We start from the raw sequence: 26,511 nt of genomic DNA on the forward strand, positions 1-26,511 counted from the left end.
TCGGCGGCAAAGCGCCATCGGGGGCGCGCCATGTGATTGACTATGACCGCTTTTCGCGTGCCGCGGCGGGGGTGGGGCAGGCCATCGACGTTGGGTCTTCGCTTACGAGTTTGGAGGTGGAGGTGATTGGAGCGCTAGGGGCCCACGGCTCCACCATAAAGGGGTAGCCCCCGTCGCATCGCCCACCCGCAGGCAGGCGATGACTGTCTCTTAATCGCGGGTGGCGGCTTATGCCGCCTCGCCGGGATGCCGTGGGACCAGCGCGCGGACCAGATCACGCATATGCAACACGCCGACCTGTTTGCCCTCGCGCATGACGCGGTAGTTGTTGGTCGTATCCCCACCGGAAACCGCGATGATGCTTTCCAGCGTGTCGTCGAAATCAACCTCACCGGCCACATCTGCAGGCGGCACCTCGGTCTTCTCCATTACCGACCGTACCCGCAGCACCCGCGCGCGGTTGATGTCGCTGACGAAGGCTTCGATGTAGGGATCATTGGGGTTCAGCAGGATATGCTGTGGCTCGCCCTGCTGGACGATGAACCCGTCTTTGAGGATCACCAGATGGTCCGCCAGTTTTAGCGCCTCGTCCAGATCGTGGGTGATGAAGATCACGGTCTTATGCAGCTCTTCTTGCAACTCGATCAGCAGATCCTGCATGTCGGTCCGGATCAGCGGGTCGAGCGCGGAGAACGCCTCGTCCATCAGCATCACGTCAGAGTTCGACGTGAGCGCGCGGGCGATGCCCACACGCTGCTGCATCCCGCCAGATAGCTGCGCGGGGTACTGCTCTCCTTGACCCTCCAGCCCGACGCGGTTCAGCCATTTGGTGGCCTCAGCCGCGTATTTGCTGCGGTTCTTGCCTTCGATCTCCCAGCTGAGCCCGGTGTTTTCCAACACCGTGCGATGCGGCAGCAGGGCGAACTTTTGGAACACCATCGACATCTTGTGCTTGCGCATCTCGCGCAGGCGACGCTCGTTGTAGTCGAGGATGTTCTCGCCGTTCATGATCACCTCGCCCGAGGTGGGGTCAATGAGGCGGTTGAGGTGCCGGATCAGCGTTGATTTGCCCGAACCCGACAGCCCCATGATCACCGTGGTCTTGCCCGCAGGCATGTCCACGTTGATGTTGTTAAGGCCAAGCACATGGCCGGTCTCGGCCTGAAGGTCGGTCTTGCTCATGCCGCCGCGCACCTTCTCCAGCGCGCCCTGCGGGTCATCGCCGAAGATTTTATAGAGGTTGCGGACGGAAATCTTGATATCGTCTGTCATGTCTGGCCTCACTTCTGCGCCGCGTTGATCCGCGCAAGCGCGGCTTTGGTGACCCGGTCGAGGATGATCGCAAGCAGCACGATCCCCAGACCCGACAGGAGGCCCACGCCCAATTCAAGGCTCCGAATGCCGCGCAGCACCAGCACGCCCAGACCGGGGGCCGAAACCAGCGAGGCGATAACGACCATGGCGAGGCTCATCATGATGGTCTGGTTCACACCGGCCATGATGTTGGGCAGCGCCAGCGGGATCTGCACCTTGTAAAGCTTTTGACGGTTGGTCATGCCAAAGGCGTCGGCGGCCTCGATCACGTCTTTGTCGACCAGACGGATGCCAAGGTCGGTCAGACGCACCACCGGCACGATGGCGTAAAGGATGATCGCGATGCCGTAGAGCTTGGGCTCGGTCACCGAAAAGAGGAAGATCAGCGGGATCAGGTAGACGAAGGGCGGCAGGGTTTGCAGCATGTCCAGCACCGGGATCATCGTGCGCTGCACACGGTCACTGCGCGACATGGCGATGCCGATGGGCACGCCCAAAAGCACACATATAAAGGCGCAGACAAAGATGATCGCCAGCGTCTGCATGGTGTGTTCGTAAAAGTCGATAAAGGCGAGGAAGCCAAAGACCAGCGCCACCAGACCCACCAGTTTCAGCGAGCGGCCCACGGCAAAGGTGATCGCCATCAAAAGCGGGATCATGATGAACCATGGTACCGCCTGCATGATCCAAAGCGCATTCTCTAGCGCCCAGCTCAGCGGTTGGGTCAGCGGATCGACAACGACTTTGAGACTGTCCTTGATGGCGAGGAAGCCCTCTTCCAGCCCTTGGGTCAGATCACGCGACTGTGGGATCGCGTTGCAACTGTCATGCAGCGCATCGAGCGAAGGGAAGGGGCGTCCCAAAGCGTCGTATCGGCATCGCCGCCCGCTTGGCCCATGAGATCGGCCATGGAGCTAAGCCCACCGCCTTGGTCATCGCCGCACCAGCCGCGCAGGCCGAGCGAGTCAAAGAAGTTATCGTAGGTCGCCATCTGTCGCTTTCCCGGTCTGCATCAGACCGTTTACTTTTGGGGAGGGGCCGGTGCGCCGCGCGGTCTGCGCGGCGTCGGCTGCCCCATGCAGAGGCGGCAAATCAAACCTATGTCCTTGCAAAGAAACTGCGCAGTCGGCGGGGGCCGCGGCGCAGTCGGTGTGAAAAGACGTAAGTCTTGCCGCCGATCCTGAAACAAACGGGCGGGAAACCCAGATGAGTTCCCCGCCCGCCGTTTTGTCAGTCTGTCTTACTGGTCAAGCAGCTTCGACAGGTTGCCGCGGGCGTCGTCGCTCAGCCATTCGGCCCAGACGTCCTTGTTGTTCTGCAGGTAGTAAACAGCCGCTTCTTCATTCGAAGCGTTGCTTTCGCCCTGCCATGCCAGCAGCTTGCTCATCTCTTCGGTCTTGAAGGAGACGTTGCCGATGAATTCCGCGATTTCAGGATTGTTGTCGTGGAAATCCTTGGTCATCACGGTCAGAACCGGCGCCGTCGGGAAGGCCGAAGGCTTGGGCTCTGGGTTGTCGGCGTTCTGGTTGGCGCTGTGCGCGGCCTCGTCAAATTCGCCCAGATCGACGCTGGTCATGTCGTATTTGCCCAGCGGCGTGGTTGGGGCCCAATAGTAGCCGAACCATGGCTCTTTGCTTTCATAGGCCGACGCCATCGAGGTCACCATCGTCTCACCCGAGCCGTGGTCAAAGACTTCGATGCCGTTGCCTTCGAGGTCATAGGCGCGGGCGAGGTTGTCGCTCACGATGCGGCAGCCCCAGCCATCGGGACAGTTGTTGAACATGCCGCCGACCAGTTCGGGGTTTTCCAAGATGCCTTCGATGGTGGCAAGCTCGGGATGCTCATCCACAAGATAGGTCGGCACCCACCAGCCTTCGACACCACCGGGATCAAGCACGGAAGTCAGCTCAACGATCTTGCCGTTCTCTTTGAGCTTTTTGTAAGCATCACCGGCAGAGTTGGGCCACATCTCCGGCACGATGTCCGGCTCGTTGTTTTCCGACAGCGATGTCACGGCGGGCGTGGTGTCCGACGGTACCACGGTCACATCGCAGGAATAGCCCTGAACCAGCAGGAATTCGGTCACGGCGGTGACGATCTGCGCCGAAGCCCAGTTCATTTCCGCGATCGAGACTTCGCCGCAGTCCTGAGCGGCGGCGGCCATCGGGGTTGCAACGGCAAAGGCCGTGCCAAGCAAATAGCGTTTCATAGTGATATCTCCTCTATTGTATCCGCAGTGCCACGCAGCCGCGCACCGCTGATCTTTGTCCCTTTGCATCAAGAAGAAGCCGGTCGCGCGATAGGGCGCGGCAGCTTTCGATGGCCGGGTTTGCTGGAGATAAGAAAACAAATCGCGCGCCCCTGTGCAACACGATTGCCAAGAGGATGACGCAAGTTCGGGCACCGCGCCGGGTGTGGCGCGGTGCGGTTATGACCGGCGCCCCCTGCAGGACGCCATATAATTAAGGCCCGCCGCGACCCTTCAAGCGGGGCGCGGGTGGGGCTATTCAGCGGCGGGAAAAACTTTCCATGTCGCGGATATGCTGGGGGATGGTTTTGCGGTTCAGGCCAATATCCTGCAGCAGGCGGTCATCCATCGCGTTCAGCGTCGACAAAGTGCGGTTGCGCTCCCAACGGCGCGCGGTGTCGCGCAGGGCACGCCGCAGCATGGCGACAAGGGCCAGACCCTCGGCGTTGGCGACTTGACCGATGGTGCCGTTAAAGGCGGTTCCGGGCATCCCGGCGATCTGGTTGGTGTTCTTCAGCAGGCGGAAATGCATGGCATGCTCCATATCAGAAAGGTCGTAAAAGGAAGGATCCGCAAAAGACGACGGTCAGTGCCAAAAGGCCGGGCCGGGTCGGTTGTGTGGGTCTCATCCCGAGTGTGATCCGGAAAGTCAGTTGGAACCCCGATGGTCCGAACAGGCGGATCGGCCTGTCCGACCGGGGTTACCGGCGGTTCAGCAGCGTGCCCGGTTTGCGCGGGCGCCTCTTATGAACGGCATACATCAACATGCGGCGCATTTGGTCTACCCGAGCGGCCATTGCAATAGGGTGAAATGGGGGTGCGACACCCTGCCGCAGGGGTGGGGCGCAGAGTGCACTATGGCTGGGGTTTGCGCGCCATCGGCGCGATGTCGTTTGTGGGCTTTGAAATGTCGTTTTGAGGGTCGGATTTGGCGCATTTTGGCGCGGATGTTCGGAGGGAGGTAAGCGGCTAGTGAGGTATACGTTCGAGATCAGCAGCCGCCTTTGCGCGAATACGTCTGCCGCAAAGAGGCGATAGGCCGCTTCTTATAGGCCCACCTCGCCGCGCCGGTTGCGGTTCCGATGTGTTTCCGGCGAAATGCCTTGCATGAGCCCCTGACGCCCCCTGCAGGTGGGCGACTGATTCGGCGGGAATAAGGCGCTCTACCAGTGGCTTTGTCACCAGTTCCGCAGGTTTTTGGGCCATTGGTTCCAGCTTGAGAACAAGCAATCAAAAAGAATGACGAAAACAAGGCGGCACAGATGCGGCGCATTTGCGGCGCCATTGTCTCTCACTGCGAAACAGTCTTGACCAGGGTTCGAGGGGCGCGGTCGCGCTTTGGCGTTAATTTTCCTTAATCCTATGGTGAATCGCGATTTCACCGAGGAATGCGGGGAAACAATCGTCGCCGTGAGATCGGCTAAACCACCTGAATTGCGGCAAAACTTCATTTGGTTCCGGCAATTTTCAAACATTTTTCTCTTTGTCCATTCGTATAGGAGGGCTATTCCTATAGGTGCCCAACTGGGGGGCATAGAAGTCTGTAGGTCACGGGGGCGGCCGCATTAAGCGCATCAAGGATGCGGGAAATGTGGGTACGCCGCAAAATTTGCGACCGTAAACACAACATACCGGGGAGGTGTTCTTCTCGGTTTGTGGGCCTTGTTCAGGCTCTCCCCTTCGTTGGCGCAAGGATGCGTGTCGCCCGATCTGGATTTCAGCCAGCGGGGCGCGTGTGAACGGAGGGAGAGACGACATGATACACAAGCGACAGGCCCTGCCACTGGCCTTCTGCGGGGCAAGAAATGCCCGGTTCGACCGCTCTGCCGTTCGGCGCTCCATTCATCAGATTGAAACAGCATCCACTTCCAAGACGGCCGCGTTGCGCGCCGCGTGCAACACCGCTCAGGAGAATTCACAATGATTAGAACACTTGATTTCAATGCGTTCAGCGCAGGCACCATCATTGACGACGAATATGCGGACCTGGGCGTTACGGTTTCGGCCAGCGGCGGCTCTGGCGATGCGATGATCTTTGACAGCGCCAACCCCACGGGTGGCGACAGCGATCTGGCCTCCGACACGCTTGAAGGTTTGCTGATCGTTTCCGAAGACGGCGACCAGAGCGACCCGGACGACAACGCCGGCGGCGGCAGCCTGTTCTTTGATTTCGATGACATGGTGCGTCTGAAGGGCGTCACCTTCAAAGACATCGAAGAGACCAGCGGCGAGGGCACCCGTGTCATCTTTTACGATGACAATGGCGACGTGATCCAGAACCACTACGTTCAGCCCACGGGCGATGGCGGCGAACGGTTCGTTCAGTTCAACATCGACGGCGTGTCGCGCTTTGAAGTGCGTTTCGAAGGCTCCGGCGCGATCGACAATGTGATCTTCGACGACGACAAGCCAGAGGGCGGCGGCAACGATGCGCCCGTGGCCGAAGACGATGTGCTTGAGATCGACGAAGACACCTCCGGCACCGTCGACGTGCTGGGCAATGACAGCGACAGCGATGGCGACACGCTGACCGTCACCATGGCAACCTGCCCTGCGGGGCCTGTGGTCATCAACGACGATGGCACGCTGACCTTCACGCCCGATGCGGATTTCAACGGCGACACAACCATCACCTACACTGTGGATGACGGCAATGGCGGCACCGACACCGGCACCGTGAATGTCACCGTGAACCCGGTAAACGATGCGCCCGAGGCCAATGACGACACGGCCAGCACCACCGGCACCGAAGCGGTCGTGATCCCGGTTCTGGACAATGATACCGATGTGGACGGCGACACGTTGAGCGTTGCAGATGCCTCCAGCGACGATGGCACCGTGACCATCAACGACGATGGCACCATCACTTTTGTTGCCGATGACGGTTTCACCGGCGACGCGACGATCACCTATACCGTGTCCGACCCCGACGGTTTGACCGACGAAGGAACCGTGACTGTCACCGTGGGTGACGGCGATCCGACCCGCGACGGCTATGTTGACGGCACCGCAGGCGATGACATGATCGACACCGCCTATACCGGCGACCCCGATGGCGACATGATCGACAACGACGACGCGATCCTGCCCGGTGCCGAAGGCGATGACGACTATGTCCGCGCAGGCGACGGTGACGACACCATTCTGGCAGGCGACGGCGATGACATCGTCGAAGCCGGTGCGGGCTCTGACGTGGTCGACGGCGGTGACGGTGACGACATGATCACCACCGGCAACGACGATATCGCGCCTGATTTGGGCTACCCGGAAAGCGACAGCGACAGCTTGAGCTTTGACCCCGATGCCGATCCCGAGAACGACCGCGACTCCGTCGATGGCGGCGCGGGCAATGACACCATCTCGACCGGCGACGACCGTGACACCATCACCGGCGGCACGGGCGATGATGTGATCGACGCGGGCATCGACGACGATTGGGTTGATGGCGGCGACGGCGATGACCGTATCGTCGGCGGCGAGGGCAACGACAGCATCCTTGGTGGCGCTGGCAATGACACGATCTTTGCCGGCAATGATCCCGACCTCGGCCTTGATGTGCTCGACATCCCCGACGAAGATGATGCGTCCAACCCCTTCACCCCCGACCGTGTTACGGACAACGGGAGGGATACGGTCGACGGTGGTTCGGGCAATGACGTGATCTATGGCGCCGATGACGCCGACATGCTGCGCGGCGGTTCTGGCGATGACTATATCGACGGTCAGATCGACGATGACATCATCGAAGGCAACACCGGCAATGACACGCTGCTTGGCGGTCAAGGCGACGACAGTATCTCGGGCGGTCAGGGCAATGATGAGCTTGACGGCGGCACCGGCGATGACACGCTACGCGGCAACCGTGACGATGACCTGCTGGTCGGCGGCGAAGGCGATGACCTGCTCGACGGTGGCGGCGAGAATGACACGCTGATGGGCGGCGAGGGCGACGACACGCTGCAAGGCGGTCAGGGCGACGATCTGCTCGACGGTGGTGCGGGTGTCGACGTGATGACCGGCGGTGCCGATCAGGACAGCTTCGTCAACGTGAATGCGGGCGATGATGTCGACGGTGGCAGCGCTGGCGTGGACTATGACACGCTTGATCTGCGCGGCTCGGCCCCTGAAGGTGGCCGCCTAGAGGTTACCTATACCTCTGATGATCGCGAAGACGGTTTTGTTGACTACTTCAACGAAGACGGCAGCGATGCCGGGCGTTTGAACTTTGTCGAGATCGAAAATGTTATCATCCCCTGTTTCACACCGGGCACCAAGATCGCCACACCGCGTGGTGAGGTCCGTGTGGAGGCGCTTGAGGTCGGTGACCGGGTCATCACCCGCGACAACGGCATCCAAACGATCCGTTGGGTCGGCGCACGTGAGATGACGGGGGCCGAATTCGAAATGGCTGCCCATCTCAAGCCGGTGCTGATCCGCAAGGGCGCGCTTGGCAATGCACTGCCCGAGCGTGACATGATGGTCAGCCCCAACCACCGCGTGTTGGTCGCCAACGAGAAAACGGCGCTCTACTTCGAAGAGCGTGAAGTGCTGGTTGCGGCGAAACACCTGACCGGCATGGAGGGCATCGACGTGGTCGAGGTCTCTGGCACCACCTACATCCACGTGATGTTCGACCGCCATGAGGTGATCCTGTCGGATGGCACATGGACAGAGAGCTTCCAGCCTGGTGACATGTCGCTGGCCGGTATCGGCGAAGAGCAACGCAACGAGATTCTCGAGCTCTTCCCCGAGCTTGCGACACAGGACGGCATCGAAGGCTACACCGCCGCCCGCCGGTCGCTGAAAAAGCACGAAGCCAGCTTGTTGGTGAAATAAGCCCGCGGGGGCGGGAAGCGATGCAGCTTAGAAACGGGGCGGGTAACCGCCCCGTTTTCTTTTCTGGGGCTATCTCTGCGGCTTTCGCCACGCGGCCCAATCTTCGGGCGTGTCGAGGTCGAGCCGCGCGCGTTGACCGGGCAGGGGCACCATCTGCACCCGCGCGCCTGCGCCACGCACCACCGCACGGCCCCCATCATCGCCGCTCAGCTGTTTGAGTTGGTCAAACAGCGCGGCGGCAAAGATGATCGGATGCCCCGGCCTGCCATCCTCTGTCGCGGCGCGCCAGACCAACGTCTCACTGCTTAGATCAACCGAGGCCGCAAGGCAGGCCAGATCGCTGGGCTCAAGGTCGGGCATGTCGGCCAACATCACCATGGCCGCCGCCGTGTCCGGGGGCAGGGCCGCAAAGGCGCTGCGCAGGCTGGCGCCCATGCCCTCGGACGCATCGGGAATGGGAAGCGGCGTGATATCCAGCCCGGTCAGGGCCGTGTAGCGCGGATGCGGCGCGGGCGGCAGGGCGACCATCACGGGGCCGACGCTTTGCGCGACCCGCGTCTGACGGCGCAACAGGGGCTGGCCGTCCACGTCTTCCATCAATTTGTCGCGCCCCCGCATCCGGGAAGAGGCTCCGGCAGCGAGGAGGATCACAGGCAGAGAGGCTTTTGTCATGGCGCCAGACTACCGGGCGCAGCGCGCGGGGATAAGGGCTTTCTTGCACCTTGCCACGGGCCAGATATCAGCGCCGCCAAAGGTTGCAAATTCCTGCTAAACCACCGTTGGCAGGGCGCTTTTTCGTGCTACCCTTGCCCCATGAACATTAAAGACCTGATCCCGCACACACTGTTTCGCAAAGCCCGCGAATATTCTCGTAAACTTTGGGTGCGGGTGGTCGTCATGGGGCTGTTGGCCTTTGTCGCCCTCGGGATGACGCAGCTGTTTGAGCCCTTGGTGCCCAAGGAGGTCGCCACACGTTTGACGGGCGAGGCGGCGGATCGGCTTTTGCAGATCATCGCGGATGCGATGCTTGCGGTTACGATCTTTTCGATCACCATCATGGTCACGGTCTACCGCTCTACCTCGGCCCAATTCACGCCGCGGGCGCATCGGCTGATCATTCAGGACCGGACCACCCAGAACACCCTTGCCGTTTTCATCGGCGCCTATGTGTATGCTTTGGTGGCGATCATCATGCGCGAGTTGGGCATCTATGTCGACGAACGCTCATTCGTGCTGTTTCTGACGACAGTGATGGTGCTGGCGATCATCGTGATCTTTCTGATCCGTTGGGTGCTTCACCTGCAAAGTTTCGGTAGCCTGATCGACACCACGCGCCAAATCGAAGCCGTAACCACATCGCTGTTCAAGGAGCGGCTAAAGACCCCCTGCATGGGCGGCCACCCTCTGACCGGCCCCACCCCTGACAACGCCCGCCCGATCTTTGCCCCCGAAAGCGGGTATATCAAACATATCTACCCCGAGGCGCTGGACCAGCAGGCGCGCGATCATGGGGTGGCGATCTATCTTACCCGCCGCATCGGCGATTTCGTTTTTGTCGGAGAGCCTTTGGTCATGGTCACCCAGCAGGGCAGCCCGCAGGACGACGAGCACGACTGGGACAGCCTTGAGCAAAAGGTTTTCGACACCGTGCAACTGGGCGATCTGCGCACCTTTGACCAAGACCCGCGCTTTGGCCTGCGGGTGCTGGGAGAGGTCGCCTCCAAAGCGCTGTCGCCGGGGATCAACGATGGTGGCACGGCGATTGATGTCATCACCCGCATCGGGCGCATCCTGTCTTATTATTCGGACGAGGCGAAGCCGGGCGGCAAGGTCAACTTGCCCAACCTGCATATCGCGCCGATCCCGTCGGACGCCCTGATCGAAGACGGCTTTGGCGCGCTGGCCCGCGATGGGGCCTCGGTCGTTGAGGTGCAGATGGCCTTGCAAGAGGTGCTGGCCGGGCTGATGCACCACCCTGACCCCGGCCTTGCCGCCTCGGCCCGGGACGCGGCAGAGAACCACCTGCGCCGCGCTTTCGAAGAGGTGCCCTTTGGCCCCGACCGGGCGCGGATCTGGGCCGCCGCATGCAAAGAGGTGCGCGCGGCGGTGGAGACACCGGACTAAGCGGAGGTCAGAGGGGGCGGATTTTCAGCTGCGTGATGCGGTTTCCGTCCCGTTCCATCACTTCGAACCGGAAGTTGTGGAAAGAGAACACCTGCCCCACGGTGGGGATCATCTGCGCTTCGTGGATCACCAGCCCGGCCACGGTATTGGCCTCGTCATCGGGGAGGGACCAGTCGGTGGCCCGGTTAAGATCGCGGATCGTCATGGCCCCTTCGACCATCAGATGCCCGTCTTCGGACTGTTTGAGCGGGTGATCTGCGTCGGGGTCGAATTCGTCTGTAATCTCGCCCACGATCTCTTCGAGGATGTCTTCGAGCGTGATCAGCCCTTGCAGTGAGCCATATTCATCCACCACCAGCGCAAAATGCGTGCGGCGGCGCAGGAACTGGCGCATCTGTTCATCGAGGGTTGAGGTTTCGGGCACGAAATAGGGTTTCATCACCACATCGGCCACGTTGAACCCCTTGAGCGCCGCCGCATTGCCGTTGGGGCCGCCGATCAGCTTGTACATGGCGCGCAGCAGGTCCTTGGCGTGGATCACGCCGATGATGTTTTCCGGATCATCGCGGAAGACGGGCAGGCGGGTGTGGTTGGATTGCAGGCATTTTTCCATGATGTCGGTCGGGTCGGATGCCGCATCGATCATCTCGATCCCCGAACGGTGCAGCATGACCTCTTCGACCGCGCGTTCGCGCAGGTCGAGCGCGCCCAAGATACGGTCGCGGTCTTCCTTTTCGACGACGCCTTCGGAATGGCCAAGTTGCAAGGCGCCGGCGATCTCTTCGCGGACGGCCAGAATGTTGCTGTCCGGGTCAATCTGAACGCCGAACAGCCGCAGCACGCCGCGCACGAAATAGCGCACCGCCGTCACCACCGGCGAGAAGACAAGCACCACGATGCTGATTGGGCGCGAGACCAGCGCCGCCGCCGTTTCGGCATTGGTAATGGCATAGGTCTTGGGCAGCACTTCTGAGAAGACAAGCACCAGAAGTGTCATCACCAGCGTCGCCAGCGCCACGCCGCTTTCGCCGAAAAGCCGGGTGAACAGCGCCGTCGCCATGGAGGCGGCAAGGATGTTGACCAAGTTGTTGCCCAGAAGGACCGAGCCGATCAGCCGCTCGTTATCCTCGGTGATTTTGAGCGCCCGTATCGCCCCGCTTGCCCCTTTGTCGGCCTGCGCGCGCAGCTTCCCGCGCGAGGCCGCGGTCAGTGCGGTCTCGGACCCCGAAAAGAAGCCCGACAGGACGAGGAGAAACAGGATAATTCCGGTACTGATCCAGAATGCGGTGTCAAAAAGGGCGGGGCCCGTTTCCATGAGGTCTAAATCCATCCATTATGTGTTGCGAATGTTATGGGCGCAGGGGCTGCGTCATTCAAGGGTCGCAACGGGTGAGGGTGGTGTGATGCAGGCGAAAATCAACTGTGCAGAGCTCGGGGTTCTGGACGGGCCGCTGCTGTTGTTCGGCGGGCCCTATTCCAACCTTCAGGCGGTAGCAGCGCTGGCGGATTTTGCCGCCGCGCACGGCATCGGCGGGGGTCAGATGATCTGCACCGGGGATATCGTCGCCTACTGCGGGGCACCAAGCGAAAGTGTGGCGGCGATCCGGGCGCTTGGCTCTGCCGTGGTGGCGGGCAATTGTGAGTTGCAACTGGCCAGCGGGGCCGAGGATTGCGGCTGCGGCTTCGCGCCGGGCAGCAGTTGCGACATGCTTTCGGGCGCGTGGTACGCCCATGCCGTGCGGGCGTTGGATGCGGAGGCGAAGACGTGGATGGGATCACTGCCGGATGTGGCCGTGTTTCAGCATCAGGGGCAGCGCTACGGGGTGATCCACGGCGGGGTGTGCGATGTGGCGCGGTTCATCTGGTCAGAGAGTGCAGAGGCGGTGTTCGAGGAGGAGTGGCAGGCCTTGGAAGAGGTCACAGGCCCCGTCGATCACATCATCGCCGGGCATTCCGGTCTGCCCTTTATCCGCAAGACGGCGCGTGGGCGCTGGATCAATGCAGGGGTGATCGGCATGCCGCCCCACGACGGTGGCCAGCAAACGCGGGTGGCCGTGTTGGACGGGGGCGAAGTGCGGTTTCACCGGCTTAGCTATGATGTGGCAGGGGCCGTGGCCGACATGACAAAGGCCGGTCTGCCGCGCGCCTATGCTGACGCGCTGCAAAGCGGTTACTGGCCGTCGGAAGACGTGCTGCCACCGGGGTTGCGCGTGCCGTCCTTGGCCAGAGGGTGACGCTCTAGCACGAGGTCCGACAGGCGCTCTTCCAGAACATGGGTATAGATCTCGGTCGTGGCGACATCGGCGTGGCCCAGCATGGTCTGGATCGCGCGCAGGTCCGCGCCATTGGCCAGCAGATGCGTGGCAAAGGCATGGCGCAGGGTGTGCGGCGTGACCTTTTCAGGGGGCACACCCCCGGTCACGGCGAATTCCTTGATCAACAGATAGAACCGATGCCGCGTCAGATGGCCCGTTGCCCCGCGCGACGGGAAGAGATGCCGTGCGGGCGGTTTGCCCTTGGCTTGGGCCGCTTCATCCGCCTTGTCGCGCACCACCAGCCATGCGGCCAGCGCATCACGCGCAGGCTCTGACAGCGGCACCAGCCGCTCGCGGCCCCCTTGCCCGAAATCAGCAGCAGGCGCGGATCGCCGCGCGCGGCGCTGACCGGCAGGCTGACCAATTCGCTGACCCGCATGCCAGTGGCATAGAGCAGTTCCATCAGGCAGGTGTTGCGCAGTTGGTCTGCCAGTGCCCGGCCTGAGTTGCGCGCGGCATCCAGAAGCCGGTCGACCTCTTCTTCAGAGAGAATCTTGGGCAGACGTTTGTCTTGCCCCGGTCCGGCGATTTGCACGGCGGGATTGTCTTCGCGCAGCCCTTCCTCAAAGGCAAAGCGGTAGAGCTGTTTGATCGCCGAAAGCCGCCGCGCGCGGGTGGATTTAGCCAGCCCCTGCGCGTCGCAATAGACAAGGTAATCCTCAACCTCGCCGCGGCTGGCGGTGAGGAAATCGTGATTGCGCTGCGCCAGAAAGGAATCGAAATCCTTGAGGTCGCGGCCATAGGCCAGCTGCGTATTGGTGGCGGCACCCTGTTCGGCGGCGGCGGCCTCCAGAAAGCTGGAGATCCAATGAAAGGTCGGGGTCTGGGAAATCATCATTGCTGGAGCAATACAATCTGCAAGGCGGCACGTCGGGCGGTGTCTTCCAACCCGAGGGCGCGCAGGGTGGCTAGGGCGTCGCGGAGCGCCGATGTGTCACCACTCGCCCCGTCATGCAAGAGCGACAATAGGCGCAAAATCGCCATGCCCAATTCCTTGTCCCTCGCCAGCGCCATCAGGTCGGCGCGCGGGGTGGGATTGGCGAAAGCATCGTGAACAGCAGCGGCCAAGGGCGCATCCGGGGCGGGGCCTTCGGGGGTATCGCCAACCGCTACGGCGCGCAGCAATTCGTCTTCGGGGGACTTGCCGATCACCCGCGCCGCGGCGGCCTCGTAATTGGGCGACAGCAGCGCCACATCCCGCGCCAGACGCGCGGCATGGCCCGCAAGCGGCATGGTCGAGAGGGGTTCGGCAAAGAGCGTGGCAAAGGCCACTTCGAGAGAGGCCTCCCGCATCGCTTCCCATGCAGGCGGCAGGGTCTTGGCCACCGCCTCTGCGCTGCTGGTGCGCAGGGCTGTCTCAAAGCGTTGCAGCGCCGCGACACGGTCCCAGACGCCCCCCGATGCAGCGGGCTGGCGGTCTGTATACAGCCCCAGCAGCAGGTTGTCGGGCAGGGCACCCGCGCGGGTCAGACGCTCGGCGGCCTCAAGCTGGGCTTTCCATCCGGCGATGTCGCGCAGATCGGCCACCGCATAGGCGCGCGGCAGGATGTTGGAGGGCAGCGGCTCACCAATGGTTTCAAACAGGCGAAAGGTCATCGGGTCCATCTGGCGCGGCACGCGCAGCGGTTCGGCCCCTTCGTAGAAATCCGGGTTGAGGAAACGGTCAAAGAGTTCAAGCTGCGCCTCTGGCAACAGGCCGAGCGCCTGCGCCGAGCCAAAGGTCAGAGCCGCGTTTTCCCAATTGCCCGCGCGGGCGTTGCAAAAAATTCGGGTGCCATAGTCATGGGTCAGATGCGGTGATTTCATCAGCCGCTCGCAAACGCGGTGTTCGGTGCCGGTGAGCAGGGAAAGCTGCATCCAAAGGTCGAAATGCGCGGTCGAGGTGGTCACCCCGGCCTGTTCGATCAGCGACAGCGCCGGATCGAGCGCGCCCAGCTCCATCAGTTTTTCGCCCCGTGCCAGCGCCAATAGATCGCCATTGCGCGCCTCGCCCTGCGGGGCCTGCGCCTCGGCCAGAAGCACGGTATAGAGCAGGGCCTGCGCGGCGGGCAAATGCAGGTCGGGCAGGTTGCGAATACGCTCGATCAGGGCAGTGGTATCGCTGCCCATCCAGATGTCCCCACGCAGCCCAGTGACCGAGCCGGGCACCAGCCCGATGCGGCGCGGCGCGCCATCGCCCAGTGGGGTGACCTGCACCTCGGGGGGCAAGGCGTTGTTGGCGACAGGCGGTTCCGCCACCCGGCCCGGATTGGGCGGGCGCTTGGGGCTGTTTTCGGGCGGCGATTGCGCCCCGAGCCAGTCGATCACGGAAAGCGGTTGGTCATTGGCGGCGGGGGCTTTTCCTGTTCCCCGGCCTCTGAGGTTTTGCGCGATCGCGGCCCAGATTGCGGTCTTCGTCGGATTCGGCCAGCAGGGCGCTGGCACTGACCGAGCAGATCAACGCAGCGCAAAGGGCCAAACCGCGTTTTGACAGCGCGTTTGCCACCCCGCTCAATCCGCTGTCAGCGTGACGGGCTGGCGTGTCTCAATCTGTTCGGGCGAAAAGTCCACGCCAAAGAAGGGCCCGACGTAGGCATAGCCCACCAGCCCGATGAAGCCGACAATCAATAGAAATATCAAAAGCTTAAAAAGTTTACCCATGATTAATGCCTGCCCGGAATTCTGCTATTTTGCCAAACTATATATGGCCTTTCCGGCAAGATCACGTCATTCAGAGAAAAATGAGCGGAATTAAGCACAGCATAACCGATGGCGATGAAATGCCGCCCCGTTACCGTCTGAACAAGACGGTGGCGCTGGTTGGCATGATGGGGGCGGGCAAGACGGCGGTGGGGCGTGCGGTCTCGGCCAAGCTGGGCGCGCCCTTTCTGGACAGCGATGCCGAGATTGAGGCGGCGGCCAATCTGAGCGTGCCCGAAATCTTTACCCGCGACGGAGAACCGTTCTTTCGCAAACGCGAGACAGAGGTCATCGCCCGGCTGCTGGCAGAGGAACGTTGCATCCTGTCCACCGGCGGCGGGGCGTTTCTGGCCGAGGTAAATCGCGACAATATCGCGGCTTACGGTGTGGCGCTCTGGCTGGATGCGGATCTTGATCTGCTGTGGAACCGGGTGCGCTATAAGGACAGCCGTCCGCTGCTGCGCACGGCTGATCCCAAGGCCACGCTGACCGCGCTCTACCGCGACCGGGTGCCGCTTTACCGGCTGGCGGATCTGTCGGTGCGCTGTGATCCGCGCCTGTCGATTGACGCCATGGCCAATCGGGTGATCGATAAGCTGCTGACAAGGCCGGATGTTTTGGAGAAATTGGATGCGTGAGACGGTATCCGTAGCCCTGCCGGGGCGGGAATATGATGTAATCATCGGGCCGGGGTTGCTGGCCGATGCGGGCGCGCTGATCGCGCCGCTGCTGCGCCGCAAGCGCGTCGCCGTCATCACCGAAAGCCGCGTGGCCGCGTTGCATTTGCAAACGCTGCGGGACGGGTTGGCCGCCGAGGGCATCGCGATGTCGGCGCTTGAACTCGCGCCCGGAGAGGGGACCAAGGACTGGGCCAATCTGCAGCGCTCGGTCGACTGGCTGCTCGACGAACAGGTGGAGCGCGGCGATATCGTCGTGGCCTTTGGCGGCGGGGTGATCGGCGATCTAGTGGGCTTTGCCGCCGCCGTGCTGCGGCGCGGGGTGCGTTTTGTGCAGATCCCCACATCGCTTCTGGCGCAGGTCGACAGTTCGGTGGGTGGCAAGACCGGGATCAACGCAAGCCAAGGCAAGAACCTGATCGGGGCATTCCATCAACCCAGCCTCGTGCTCGCCGATACCGAAGTGCTGGGGACCATGCCGCCCCGCGATTTCCTCGCCGGGTATGGCGAGGTCGTAAAATACGGCCTGCTGGGCGATGCGGATTTCTTTGATTGGCTTGAGGCGCAGGGGCCAGCCCTTGCGGCGGGCGATATGGAAGCTCGGATCGAGGCGGTGCGCCGTTCGGTCCAGATGAAGGCCGATATCGTGGAACGCGACGAGACCGAGCAGGGCGACCGCGCGTTGCTCAACCTCGGCCATACTTTCGGCCATGCGCTTGAGGCGGCGACCGGCTATTCCGACCGTCTGCTGCATGGCGAAGGGGTGGCGATCGGCTGTGCGCTGGCCTTTGAGCTTTCCGCGCGGCAGGGCCTATGCCCGCAGGAAGACCCCAGCCGCCTGCGCGCCCATCTGGCGCAGATGGGCATGAAGACCGACCTGCGCGATATCCCCGGCGACCTGCCAGAGGCCGAAGAGTTGCTGCGCCTGATGGGGCAGGACAAAAAGGTTGTCGATGGCCGGTTGCGTTTCGTTCTGGCGCGCGGCATCGGCCAAGCCTTTGCCGGGGCCGAGGTCGACAATGCCGATGTGCTGGCCCTGCTGCGCGACGCGCTAAGCGCGCGCCAGTGACCCGCGGCGGGCTGGGCCCGGCGGTTTAACTCTGTTCTTTAAGGTGTTGTGGTGCCGAATAAAAAGGGCGGCGCCGCCAAGTCGGATGTTTGAGACAAGCGTCACCCTGCATGTCTGAACGTCTTGACATGGCGCCCGCGTGGAGCGCCTCTGATCCGGTTGCCGAACTGATGAATGCCCGGCGGGTATCGCGATGGGGAGAGGTCTAATCCGGCGCGGTTAAAGACCTGTCACGGCCGCGGTCGCAGAGGGTGGGCAGGGCGCAACGGCGCCCCGCCCGAAATCGCATAGGGTTTAAAAAGGGATCTCGTCATCGAGATCACGGCTGCCGCCACCGCCGCCGCTGCCACCACCGCTGCCGCCGCCCGAGGAGGACGGGCCGCTGTCATAGCCGCCGCCGTAGTCATTGCCGCCGCCACCGCCGCCACCACCGTAGCCGCCGCCACCACCACCGCCGCCGGACCCGGCGCCACCGGGACCGTCGAGCATGGTCAGCGTGCCGCCAAAGCCCTGCAGCACCACTTCGGTGCTATAGCGGTCCGCGCCGGATTGGTCTTGCCATTTGCGGGTTTGCAACTGGCCTTCGATATACACTTTGGAGCCCTTCTTGAGGTACTGCTCGGCGATGCGAACGAGCCCCTCTTGGAAGATCGCCACCGAATGCCATTCGGTCTTCTCGCGGCGCTCACCGGTGTTGCGGTCTTTCCATGTTTCCGAGGTGGCGATGCGCAGGTTGCACACTTTGCCGCCGTTCTGGAACGACCGCACCTCGGGGTCGCGCCCGAGGTTGCCGATAAGGATCACTTTGTTCACTGAGCCGGCCATCTTGCCCCCTCGTTTGTCATTGCTGTGTCATTGCGTCGGGCGCGATCCGAGCGCGCCCAATTCGGCCGTTTATATCGCGGTTGTCCGCCGGATGACACCGGCTTTCCCACCTCGCCGCCCATCAAGGCACGCCGCGTGGCGGGCCGGTTTCCGGGGGCTGGTAGGCCGCGCGGTTTTGGGTATACTGCGCGCAATGCAACGGCAGGGGGCAGAGATGCGAAAGACGGGACGTTTGGCCGGTCTGGCCGCGGTAGGTTTGGCGGCAGCCGGGATGATCGCGATGGGGGCAGCGCCGGCGGCTGCCGATATGTTTGCCAGCAAAAACCGCGCGGGTTTGTTTTCTTCACAGAAAAGCATCCTCGATAACCGCGCATCCAAGCAATATTCCGCCTCCGTTCGGCTGCAACCGCCCAAGGTTGTCACCCCGACGAAATGGGATGCGCCGAAATACAACGGTTCCTACAAAGGGGCCTTTCTGACCCATGCCCGCGCGGCGGCGACCCGGCATGGTATCCCGGTTGATCTGTTTCTGCGGTTGGTTCAGCAGGAAAGCGGCTGGAACCCCAAGGCGCTGTCGCACAAGGGGGCGATGGGATTGGCTCAACTGATGCCCCAGACCGCGCAGGCGCTGCGCGTCGACCCGACCGATCCGGTGCAGAACCTTGAAGGCGGCGCGCGCTACCTCAAAATACAGTACCGCGCTTTCGGCAGTTGGGAGCTGGCGCTGGCGGCTTATAACGCGGGGCCGGGGGCGGTTAAGAAATACGGGGGCGTCCCCCCTATAAAGAAACGCGGAATTACGTTAAAGTGATCACTGGCAGCTAAGCCATTGATATCTATGGGTCTGTATGGCGCGGTGGGCGTTTGTCCGCCTATTTTCACGTGCCTATGCCCCTTTGGCCCGGCGCCCTAGGGAACCGCTGGGGCGATCGTGGGGTTCTTTGATCAGAAACTTTGCAGCGGGAAATTCTCGCCTCAGAGATAAAAGATCAAAGGAGAACGACATGCTGACGAATATGAAAAATATCGCCCTTGCCGCCGGTGTAAGCGTTATTGCGCTGAGCAGCTCTGCTTTTGCCCAAGATAAGATCATGGTCTCGAAAATCGACGTTGAATCCTCTGTCAGCGCGGCTGCAGAGAGCAACGCCATGGACTTCTATCCTGATCTGGAAGAAGACCTGCGCGCCGAAGTGGCAGAGCGTGTGCCGATGAGCAGCGATGGTGCCGATCCGCAGATCAAGATCGATATCCGCAAGATCTCTCTCAACGGCGCAACCATGTTGCCCGACAGTAAAGAATTCAACGAGTTGGAAGGCGTTGTTGATATCACAAGCCCCACCGGTGACAACGCTGGTCTGAGCTTCCCGGTGAAGATCTCGGCCTATAGCGGCGAAGACATCGCACCCGAAGGCTATGTCAACGTGCCGCCGTCTGAGACTGAATTCTACGTTGCGCTCGTGTCGACCTTTGCCGATGTTGTGGCCGAAGGTCTGGCCAATGTGAACACAGCCGGTTCGTCCGTCGACCCCTAAATCCGGATCACGATTACCTCAGGCCGTTCCCCCTTAAACCGCCTGAGGGAGCAGGCGCGGCTCTTCGGAGCCGCGCCTTTTTCATTCTGCTGCCGTGCCCACTTCGATCACCGGCTCCATCTCGGCGAATTGCTGGGCTGAGAGGTGGCATTTAATCTGATGCCCGTCCGCCATGGTGACCATCGGCGGGACCTCCCGTTCGCAGAGGTCCCCCGGCACCTGTGATTTCCAGCGACAGCGCGTCTGGAAAGGGCAGCCCGGCGGCGGGTTCATGGCCGAGGGCACGTCGCCTTCGAGGACGATGTGTTTCTTCTTTACCTTGGTGTCGGCAATCGGCACGGCACTCAGCAGCGCCTCGGTATAGGGGTGATAGGGGGCGAGAAGACCTGATCGGTGTCGCCCAATTCGACCACATGGCCCAGATACATCACCATCACCCGGTCGCTGAGATAGCGCACGATGGAAAGGTCGTGACTGATGAACAAGAGCGTCGTCTTCTGCTCGCGCTGGATCTCCATCAGCAGGTCGGTCACCGCCGCTTGTACGCTTACATCCAGCGCCGAGACGGGCTCATCCGCCACCACGATCCGCGCGTCACCCGCAAAGGCGCGGGCAATGCCGACCCGCTGCTTTTGCCCACCGGACAGTTGCCGCGGCATGCGGGTTGCGAATTCACGCGGCAGTTTGACCAGATCGAGCAGTTCCAGCATGCGCTGCTTGCGCTCTTTCTCATTCTTGCCGATGCGGAAAATTTCCAACGCGCGGATGATCTGCCGCCCGACGGTCATGGAAGGGTTCAGCGTGTCGAAGGGGTTTTGAAAGACCATCTGAACATCGGCGACGTTCTTGGTCGTGCGGTCGTCGATGGGCACCCCGCCAATATCCTTGCCATCAAGGTAGATGTGCCCCTCGGTCGCCGTCTCTAGCCCCATGAGGACCTTGGCGAAGGTGGATTTGCCGCAGCCCGATTCCCCGACAATGGCGAGGGTTTCGCTCTCATGGGCCTCGAAACTCAAGGATTCGTTGGCTTTGACCACCTTGGTATTGCCGCCGCCGAACATGGCATTTGCCGCGACCTGATAGTATTTCTTGAGCCTGTCCATCTTGAGGACGACCTCGCCAACCTCGCCCTTTTCCTTGACCTCGGCCAGTTCCAGTGGCGCTTGCCAGTCGATTTCTTGAAAGCGAATACAGCGGGTTTCGTGCCGGTCGTTGCCGGGTACGCTTTCCATCGGGATCGGCGCGGCATCGCAGCGGCCCGCCATGAAATAATCGCAGCGGGGGCCGAAGTTACAGCCGGGCGGGCGTTCATGGGGCAGGGGAAGTTGCCGGGGATAGCCACAAGAGGCCGCGCGTTCTTGTCGGCGCCGGGCAGTGGGATCGAACGGAACAGCGCCTGCGTATAGGGGTGCTGCATCTCGTCGAAGACATCGTGGATGGAGCCTTTCTCGACCGCTTCGCCGGAATACATCACGCAGATGCGGTCGCAGGTTTCCAGCACCAGCCCGAGGTTGTGAGAGATGAACAGCATCGAGGTGCCGTATTTCTTGCCCAAGTCTTTCACCAGATCCACCACCGCCGCTTCGACGGTCACATCAAGCGCGGTCGTCGGCTCATCAAGGATCAGAAGCGAGGGTTCTGACATCAGCGCCATGGCAATCACGATGCGCTGCTGCTGCCCGCCCGAGAGTTGGTGCGGGTAGGCTTTCAAAATGCGTTCTGGATCGGGAAGTTTCACATCCGTGACCACCTGAAGCGCCCGCGCATAGGCTTCTTTCTCGGACATGCCCGCGTGGATCATCGGCACTTCCATCAGCTGTTTGCCGATCCGCATGGCGGGGTTGAGGCTGGCCATCGGCTCTTGATAGATCATCGCGATCTCGCTGCCGCGAATGTCGCGTAGCTCTTCGGGGCTCATCTCGCTGAGGTCGCGGCCCTTGAACTTGATGGAGCCGCCGACGATCCGGCCATTGCGGCCCAGATCCTGCATCACGCCCAGCGCCACGGTCGACTTGCCGCAGCCGCTTTCGCCCACCAGCCCCACAGCTTCGCCCGGTTGGACGCTGACAGAGAAATCCATCACGGCGGGGATCTCGCGCAGGCGGGTGAAGAACGAGATCGACAGGTTGTTGATCTCAAGAATGGGGCCGTCGTAATCAGTCTTTGGCATTTGTCTCTCCCAGTCGGGGGATCAAAAGGGTCCGGGAGGGGGCGCCCCCGGAGGATGTTTCTTAGTCGCGCAAGGATTCTTCGCGCAGGCCGTCGGCCAGCAGGTTCAGGCCCAGAACGAGGCTCAGAAGTGCAAGCGCGGGCGCGATGGCCGCGTGCGGATAGAGCGACAGCAGGCGGCGGCCTGCGTTGATCGTGCTGCCCCAATCCGGGCTCTCGCTTTCCAGCCCAAGGCCGAAGAACCCCAAAGTGCCGAGAAGGATCGTGGTATAGCCGATGCGCAGGCAGAAATCGACGATCAGCGGGCCACGGGCGTTGGGCAGAATTTCCCACAGCATGATGTACCACGGGCCTTCGCCACGGGTCTGGGCGGCGGCGACATAGTCGCGCGTTTTGATGTCCAGCGCGAGGCCGCGCACGATGCGGAACACCGTGGGCGAGTTCACGAAGACGACCGAGACAAAGACCACCAGCACACCGGCGTCGATATCAAAGAGGTCGATCATGCTCGGCAGGCCAGGGATGCGGTAGGTGTCCGTCGCCACGATCGCACCGTCGGTAGAGACCAGCGACAGGTACAGCCAGCCGACAATACCGAGCACCACGATCAACAGCGGCGTGCGGAAGGACGGCTGCGTGTAATAGCGTGAGTTCAGCAGGACCGCGAGGAAGATCAGCGGGAAGATAAACAGGAACACGGCCATGTAGTTCGGGATGCCGGTCAGCACGATCTCGGGCGTGACCAACAGGTAGAACAGCAAGATCACCGGGAAGGCGAGGATCAGGTTTGCCAAAAAGCTGAGGATCGTATCCAGCCGACCGCCGTAGTAGCCCGCAGGCAGGCCCAGCGTGATCCCGACCATAAAGGCAAAGAGCGTCGCCAGCGGCGCGATCTGCACCACGACCCAAGAGCCCTTGATCAGCCGAGAGAAGACATCGCGGGCAAGGTTGTCACCGCCCAACAGGAACCACGGGTATTCGCCCTCATCGGGGCTGCGCAGCGGGGTGCCGGGCAGCTTGTTCTTCATGCCCGAAGTTTGGCTAAGGCTGTCGTGCGTCACCAACAGGTCGAACAACCCGCCAAAGACTCCGGTGAATACCCAGAACATGACGATGGCAAAGCCGATCATCCCCACGGTGCTGTCGAATAGCTTGCCGTAGAGGCCAAGGCGGCGTTTGAAGTGGATGGAGACGGCGAAGGTCAGGATCAGCGCGATCCAGACCGGCAGCATCTGCTGCGACATGCCGCCGAAGATGCCTGCCTGCGGCCCCATGAAGGCACCGGCGACGATATAGATCAGCACCACAAGGATCAGCAGCGCAAACAGCAGGATCACCGCACGGTTCAGTCCGCCCGCCACACCGCCGCGTCGGGCAACGGTGCCGTCGGGGTTGATCTCTTGTGCCTCACTGGCAGGCAGGAAGGAAACGACAATCTGCGCCGCGACAGCCAAGGCCAGCATCACGCAAAGGCCGAGGAAGATGATGTTGAGCCCCGCAAGAGACCCGGTCCATGTCAGTTGTTCCATGTCCATGCTCCCTTATGAAATGCGAATGCGCGGGTTGAGGAAGACGTAGCCGATATCAGAGATCAACTGCGTCACAAGCACGACGATGACCGACACGACCGAAACGGCGAGCAGCAGTTCGATGTCGTTGTTCGCAGCCGCTTGGACGAGGAGCCAGCCGAAGCCCTTGTAGTTGAACAGCGTCTCCACAATCACCACACCGTTCAGCAGCCATGGGATTTGCAGCATGATCACCGTGAAGGGCGCGATCAGCGCGTTGCGCAGGGCGTGTTTCAGCACGATCTCAGAGAATTTCACCCCTTGAGCCGCGCTGTGCGGATATACTGCGCGGTCATCACCTCGGTCATCGACGCCCGCGTCATCCGGGCGATATAGCCCATGCCGTAGAGCGAGATGGTCAGCACCGGCAGGAAGAAGTTCCAGAAGTTGGCGTCTTTCATGGCAGACGTGGCGGAGCCAAGAAATAGGGTTTTACTGTCGATCCAGCCCCATTCCGCCAGAAGCGGCGAGAGGCCAAAGCGCGAGGAGGCCAGCACCGCGATGAAGATCACGCCCGAGACATATTCAGGCGTCGCCGTGGTGGCGATGGAGAAGGTCGAGAGCGAGCGGTCAAGCTTGGAGCCTTCGCGCATGCCCGCCAGCACACCGACGATCAGCGCCGAGGGGACCATCAGCATCAGCACCCAGAACATCAACTTGCCGGTGAGTGCGAGGCGCGTCAGGACGGTTTCGCCCACGGGTTCTTTGAAGACGGTCGAAAACCCCCAATCGCCTTGCAGGATGCCGCAGCGAGTTGGACGCGCCTCTACCGGGGTGCCGGGGGCGAAACAGCGGCCAAAGGTCTCTTCGGGCGTGTCGCCTTCTGTGACCCATCCGGGCAACACGCCCAGCCATTCGCCGAACTTGTCGACGGTGGGTTGCAGATAGCCGCGGCTTTCAAGGTAGCTGGCCACGGCCTCGTCGGACATGCGGAAGTTGCCTTGGGTCTTGGCGAGCTTTTCGAGGTTCGGATAGAGATTGGTCAGCCAGAATACGATGAACGTCAGGCAGAGCGCCGTCAGCAACATCACACCCAGCCGGCGCAAAATGAATAGTCCCATGTGGTCCCCTGTGGCAGGGTCGGGCGGTGACTTGGCCCGACGATGCGGCCTTTGTGGCCTTTTTGATTTGTGCGGCGCCATCACAGCGCCGGTTCTGTTCGCGGCAGACGTTGCTGCCTGTGCGCACTGTGATGCCTAAGACCCATTGGCGGTCTTTCCCAGCGTCACGCGCTTGGTCGTTGATCTGACTGTTTTCAGAGCAGTTCAGCCATCAGGCACAGAAATTGGTCGCGCGTCAACATTCGGCTGAGCCGTTTGAGGGAGTTTTTGCGACATTTTGAGGGTCTGAAAGCGACATTTCGGGCGCGGATCAGCGCAGCTTGCTGGGGGAGGCCGCTGTGCTGCTGCATGAAACGGGTGAAATAGGCAGCGGAGCCAAAGCCCAGAGAGGCTGCGATTTCGGCGGCGGTTTGATCGGTTTCGGCCAACAGACGCCGGGCGGCGTGGCAACTGCGTTCGGTCAAGAGATCGGCGGCGGATTTGCCGGTGGCCGCCTTGACGGCGCGGGTCAGATGGGTCGGCGTGACGCCCAGTTCCGCTGCGTGATCGGCCATGCTGCCACCCTTGGGCGCGCGCTGGGCGATCAGGGCGCAGAACCGCGCGCTGAGCCTGTCGCCGGCCTTGGGCCGGGGGCGGCATGTTCGTCTGACATGATCTGACGGCGGAGCCATACCGATATCAGCGCAACCTGAGCCTTAAGCGCGTCTTGTTGCAGGGGGCGGCCTTGCTGAACCTCCCGCTGGGTCTGTTCGATCAGGGCCGCAATTTCGGATTGGGCTACACCGTCGCGGATGCGCAACTGGCGCGGCATTTCGGGCAAACGCACATCGCGGTCTTCCGGGATCAGCACCGCATGGCCCAGACATTGATAGCCCAGCTCCAGAGCAAAGAGCGACCGCGCCGGTATCCAGAGCGCGTTATGGGGGCTAATGCCCCGGCGTTGCCCATCCAGCAGCAACCGACCCTGGCCCCGGGTGATCCAGATCAGCAGATGGTGGTCGCGCTCATGGGCGAGGGTCAGCCGCCAATCTTGCCCCGCCGAAAGCTGGGCCAAGGTGTGGGTTTGTATCTGCGTTTGGGGCACGCGGCGCTTTCGTCGAGAAATGGCAACCCTGTCGGGACAATCTACAACGTCAGGCTATCGGATGGTTGGAATAACGCAAGAAACTGTGTGCGCCCTGCGGTTATTGCGGCGTCACCCGATGCCAATCTGCCATTTTGCTACGCATCCAAGTGCGCTGCCGTTTGGCGAAGCGGCGGGTGGCAACCACGGCGGCTTCGCGGGCGCGGTGCAGGGGCCAATCGCCGTCAATGTGGCGGATCAGTTCCGGCACGCCGATGGCGCGATGGGCGGGCAGCGTGGGGTCATATCGCGGACGGAGGGCGGCGACCTCTTCCAAGGCGCCTTGCTCTAACATCAGGTCAAAGCGTTGGGCGATGCGGGCGTTCAGCCAATCCCGCTCAACATCGAAAACGATCGGCAGGCAGTCCGCGAGCGGCAAAAGCGGCGCGCCGGTATCGCGTTGCCAGTCCGACAGGCCGCGCCCGGTGGCCTGCCACACTTCCCAAGCGCGCTGCACCCGCGCGCGGTTGCGTTGGTCAATGCCCGCCGCGGTCTCAGCATCAAGCTGCGCCAGCAGGTCTTCGAGCGCCATGTCATCGCCTTGGGCGCGGACCTCTGGCGGGGTTTCCGGAATTTTGGCCAACCCCTGCGTCAGAGCCGCGAAATAAAGCCCGGTGCCGCCGGTGATGATCACCCGCTGATCGCCGCCCAGCAGCGGGGCCACCTCGCGCAGCCAATGGCCGGTGGAATAGGACGCATCTTCGGCCAGATGACCATAGAGCAGATGCGGCGCGCGGGCCTCTTCTTCGGCTGAGGGCCGGGCGCTGATGATGCGCAGGGGCGCATAGACCTGACTGGCATCGGCGTTCACGATCACGCCGCCCTGCGCCTCTGCGATGGCGAGTGCCAGGGCAGATTTGCCGCTGGCGGTTGGCCCGGCGATCAGCACAGGCCGCTCGGGCGGCAGGTCTTGCAACAGAGCATCAAACTGGGCCTTGGGAATATCCGGCATTTCTTTGCGTCTTCCTTAC

At 62.0% G+C, this 26,511-nt stretch carries 18 protein-coding genes and 5 pseudogenes; 7 read left to right on the forward strand and 16 right to left on the reverse strand.

Annotated elements, in window-relative coordinates; genetic code table 11:
• Positions 1–228 precede the first annotated feature (228 nt).
• The 4 genes and pseudogenes from ACFQAU_RS14615 to ACFQAU_RS14630 form a co-directional block, all read right to left on the reverse strand.
• Positions 229–1,272, reverse strand: coding sequence for a quaternary amine ABC transporter ATP-binding protein (locus tag ACFQAU_RS14615; RefSeq protein WP_067627405.1), 1,044 nt, complete (start codon positions 1,270–1,272; stop codon positions 229–231).
• Between the two features lie 8 nt (positions 1,273–1,280).
• Positions 1,281–2,305: pseudogene (locus ACFQAU_RS14620) on the reverse strand (ABC transporter permease).
• Between the two features lie 249 nt (positions 2,306–2,554).
• Positions 2,555–3,523, reverse strand: coding sequence for an ABC transporter substrate-binding protein (locus ACFQAU_RS14625; protein ID WP_067627408.1), 969 nt, complete (start codon positions 3,521–3,523; stop codon positions 2,555–2,557).
• A gap of 298 nt (positions 3,524–3,821) precedes the next feature.
• A complete protein-coding gene (locus tag ACFQAU_RS14630) occupies positions 3,822–4,094 on the reverse strand; it encodes a DUF1127 domain-containing protein (protein WP_165935516.1) in 273 nt (90 codons plus the stop codon).
• Between the two features lie 1,388 nt (positions 4,095–5,482).
• Here ACFQAU_RS14630 and ACFQAU_RS14635 point away from each other — a divergent pair.
• Positions 5,483–8,398: a Hint domain-containing protein gene (locus ACFQAU_RS14635; protein WP_132443273.1), complete on the forward strand. Its 2,916-nt coding sequence runs from the start codon at positions 5,483–5,485 to the stop codon at positions 8,396–8,398.
• Between the two features lie 69 nt (positions 8,399–8,467).
• On the opposite strand, the gene ACFQAU_RS14640 is transcribed toward ACFQAU_RS14635, so the two are convergent.
• Positions 8,468–9,070, reverse strand: coding sequence for a nucleotidyltransferase family protein (locus ACFQAU_RS14640; RefSeq protein ID WP_132443274.1), 603 nt, complete (start codon positions 9,068–9,070; stop codon positions 8,468–8,470).
• 141 nt (positions 9,071–9,211) lie between these two features.
• Between ACFQAU_RS14640 and ACFQAU_RS14645 the strand changes: the two genes are divergently transcribed.
• Positions 9,212–10,522, forward strand: coding sequence for a DUF2254 domain-containing protein (locus ACFQAU_RS14645; RefSeq protein WP_120351226.1), 1,311 nt, complete (start codon positions 9,212–9,214; stop codon positions 10,520–10,522).
• A gap of 7 nt (positions 10,523–10,529) precedes the next feature.
• Here the strand turns inward: ACFQAU_RS14645 and ACFQAU_RS14650 are convergent, their stop codons facing one another.
• Positions 10,530–11,837 carry an HlyC/CorC family transporter gene (locus ACFQAU_RS14650; RefSeq protein ID WP_067623667.1) on the reverse strand — a complete coding sequence of 436 codons (1,308 nt, stop codon included), beginning with the start codon at positions 11,835–11,837 and terminating at the stop codon, positions 10,530–10,532.
• Positions 11,838–11,925: 88 nt separating this feature from the next.
• Between ACFQAU_RS14650 and ACFQAU_RS14655 the strand changes: the two genes are divergently transcribed.
• On the forward strand, positions 11,926–12,756 hold the full coding sequence (locus ACFQAU_RS14655; protein ID WP_240791519.1) for a metallophosphoesterase family protein: 831 nt from the start codon (positions 11,926–11,928) through the stop codon (positions 12,754–12,756).
• Here ACFQAU_RS14655 and ACFQAU_RS14660 read toward each other — a convergent pair.
• From ACFQAU_RS14660 to ACFQAU_RS14670, 3 genes and pseudogenes are all read right to left on the reverse strand, one after another.
• Positions 12,693–13,675 (reverse strand): annotated as a pseudogene (locus ACFQAU_RS14660) (tyrosine recombinase). The gene ACFQAU_RS14655 and the pseudogene ACFQAU_RS14660 overlap by 64 nt on opposite strands.
• Positions 13,672–15,144, reverse strand: coding sequence for a hypothetical protein (locus tag ACFQAU_RS14665; protein WP_386283127.1), 1,473 nt, complete (start codon positions 15,142–15,144; stop codon positions 13,672–13,674). Before ACFQAU_RS14665 ends, ACFQAU_RS14660 begins: the two are co-directional and overlap by 4 nt.
• A gap of 183 nt (positions 15,145–15,327) precedes the next feature.
• Positions 15,328–15,477, reverse strand: coding sequence for a hypothetical protein (locus ACFQAU_RS14670; RefSeq protein WP_007120408.1), 150 nt, complete (start codon positions 15,475–15,477; stop codon positions 15,328–15,330).
• An 80-nt stretch (positions 15,478–15,557) separates the two neighbouring features.
• On the opposite strand from ACFQAU_RS14670, the gene ACFQAU_RS14675 reads away from it, so the two are divergent.
• Both ACFQAU_RS14675 and aroB read left to right on the forward strand, forming a co-directional pair.
• Entirely contained in the window at positions 15,558–16,154 is a 597-nt protein-coding gene (locus tag ACFQAU_RS14675) for a shikimate kinase (RefSeq protein WP_132443277.1), read from the forward strand.
• Complete coding sequence (gene aroB / locus ACFQAU_RS14680; RefSeq protein WP_120351222.1) at positions 16,147–17,262, forward strand: 3-dehydroquinate synthase; 1,116 nt, start codon at positions 16,147–16,149, stop codon at positions 17,260–17,262. The genes ACFQAU_RS14675 and aroB overlap by 8 nt, the downstream gene beginning before the upstream one ends.
• Positions 17,263–17,556: 294 nt before the next feature.
• On the opposite strand, the gene ACFQAU_RS14685 is transcribed toward aroB, so the two are convergent.
• Positions 17,557–18,087: a single-stranded DNA-binding protein gene (locus tag ACFQAU_RS14685; protein ID WP_132443278.1), complete on the reverse strand. Its 531-nt coding sequence runs from the start codon at positions 18,085–18,087 to the stop codon at positions 17,557–17,559.
• A 271-nt stretch (positions 18,088–18,358) separates the two neighbouring features.
• On the opposite strand from ACFQAU_RS14685, the pseudogene ACFQAU_RS14690 reads away from it, so the two are divergent.
• Positions 18,359–18,912, forward strand: a pseudogene (locus tag ACFQAU_RS14690) (lytic transglycosylase domain-containing protein).
• A gap of 179 nt (positions 18,913–19,091) precedes the next feature.
• The gene (locus tag ACFQAU_RS14695) at positions 19,092–19,619 is read left to right on the forward strand and encodes a hypothetical protein (protein WP_120351220.1); all 528 of its coding nucleotides are present in this window, start codon (positions 19,092–19,094) and stop codon (positions 19,617–19,619) included.
• Between the two features lie 81 nt (positions 19,620–19,700).
• On the opposite strand, the pseudogene ACFQAU_RS14700 reads toward ACFQAU_RS14695, so the two are convergent.
• The 6 genes and pseudogenes from ACFQAU_RS14700 to miaA form a co-directional block, all read right to left on the reverse strand.
• Positions 19,701–21,789 (reverse strand): annotated as a pseudogene (locus tag ACFQAU_RS14700) (dipeptide ABC transporter ATP-binding protein).
• Positions 21,790–21,850: 61 nt separating this feature from the next.
• Positions 21,851–23,317 carry an ABC transporter permease gene (locus tag ACFQAU_RS14705; protein WP_165935517.1) on the reverse strand — a complete coding sequence of 489 codons (1,467 nt, stop codon included), beginning with the start codon at positions 23,315–23,317 and terminating at the stop codon, positions 21,851–21,853.
• Between the two features lie 12 nt (positions 23,318–23,329).
• Positions 23,330–24,417, reverse strand: a pseudogene (locus tag ACFQAU_RS14710) (ABC transporter permease).
• Between the two features lie 194 nt (positions 24,418–24,611).
• Positions 24,612–24,971, reverse strand: a complete 360-nt coding sequence (locus tag ACFQAU_RS14715) for a helix-turn-helix domain-containing protein (protein ID WP_386283137.1) — start codon at positions 24,969–24,971, stop codon at positions 24,612–24,614.
• A 29-nt stretch (positions 24,972–25,000) separates the two neighbouring features.
• Positions 25,001–25,501, reverse strand: a complete 501-nt coding sequence (locus ACFQAU_RS14720) for an AraC family ligand binding domain-containing protein (RefSeq protein WP_386283140.1) — start codon at positions 25,499–25,501, stop codon at positions 25,001–25,003.
• A gap of 100 nt (positions 25,502–25,601) precedes the next feature.
• Entirely contained in the window at positions 25,602–26,492 is an 891-nt protein-coding gene (gene miaA / locus ACFQAU_RS14725) for a tRNA (adenosine(37)-N6)-dimethylallyltransferase MiaA (RefSeq protein WP_132443280.1), read from the reverse strand.
• Positions 26,493–26,511: the final 19 nt, after the last annotated feature.

The sequence above is a fragment of the Sulfitobacter profundi genome (assembly GCF_042661425.1).
GTDB lineage: Bacteria > Pseudomonadota > Alphaproteobacteria > Rhodobacterales > Rhodobacteraceae > Sulfitobacter > Sulfitobacter profundi.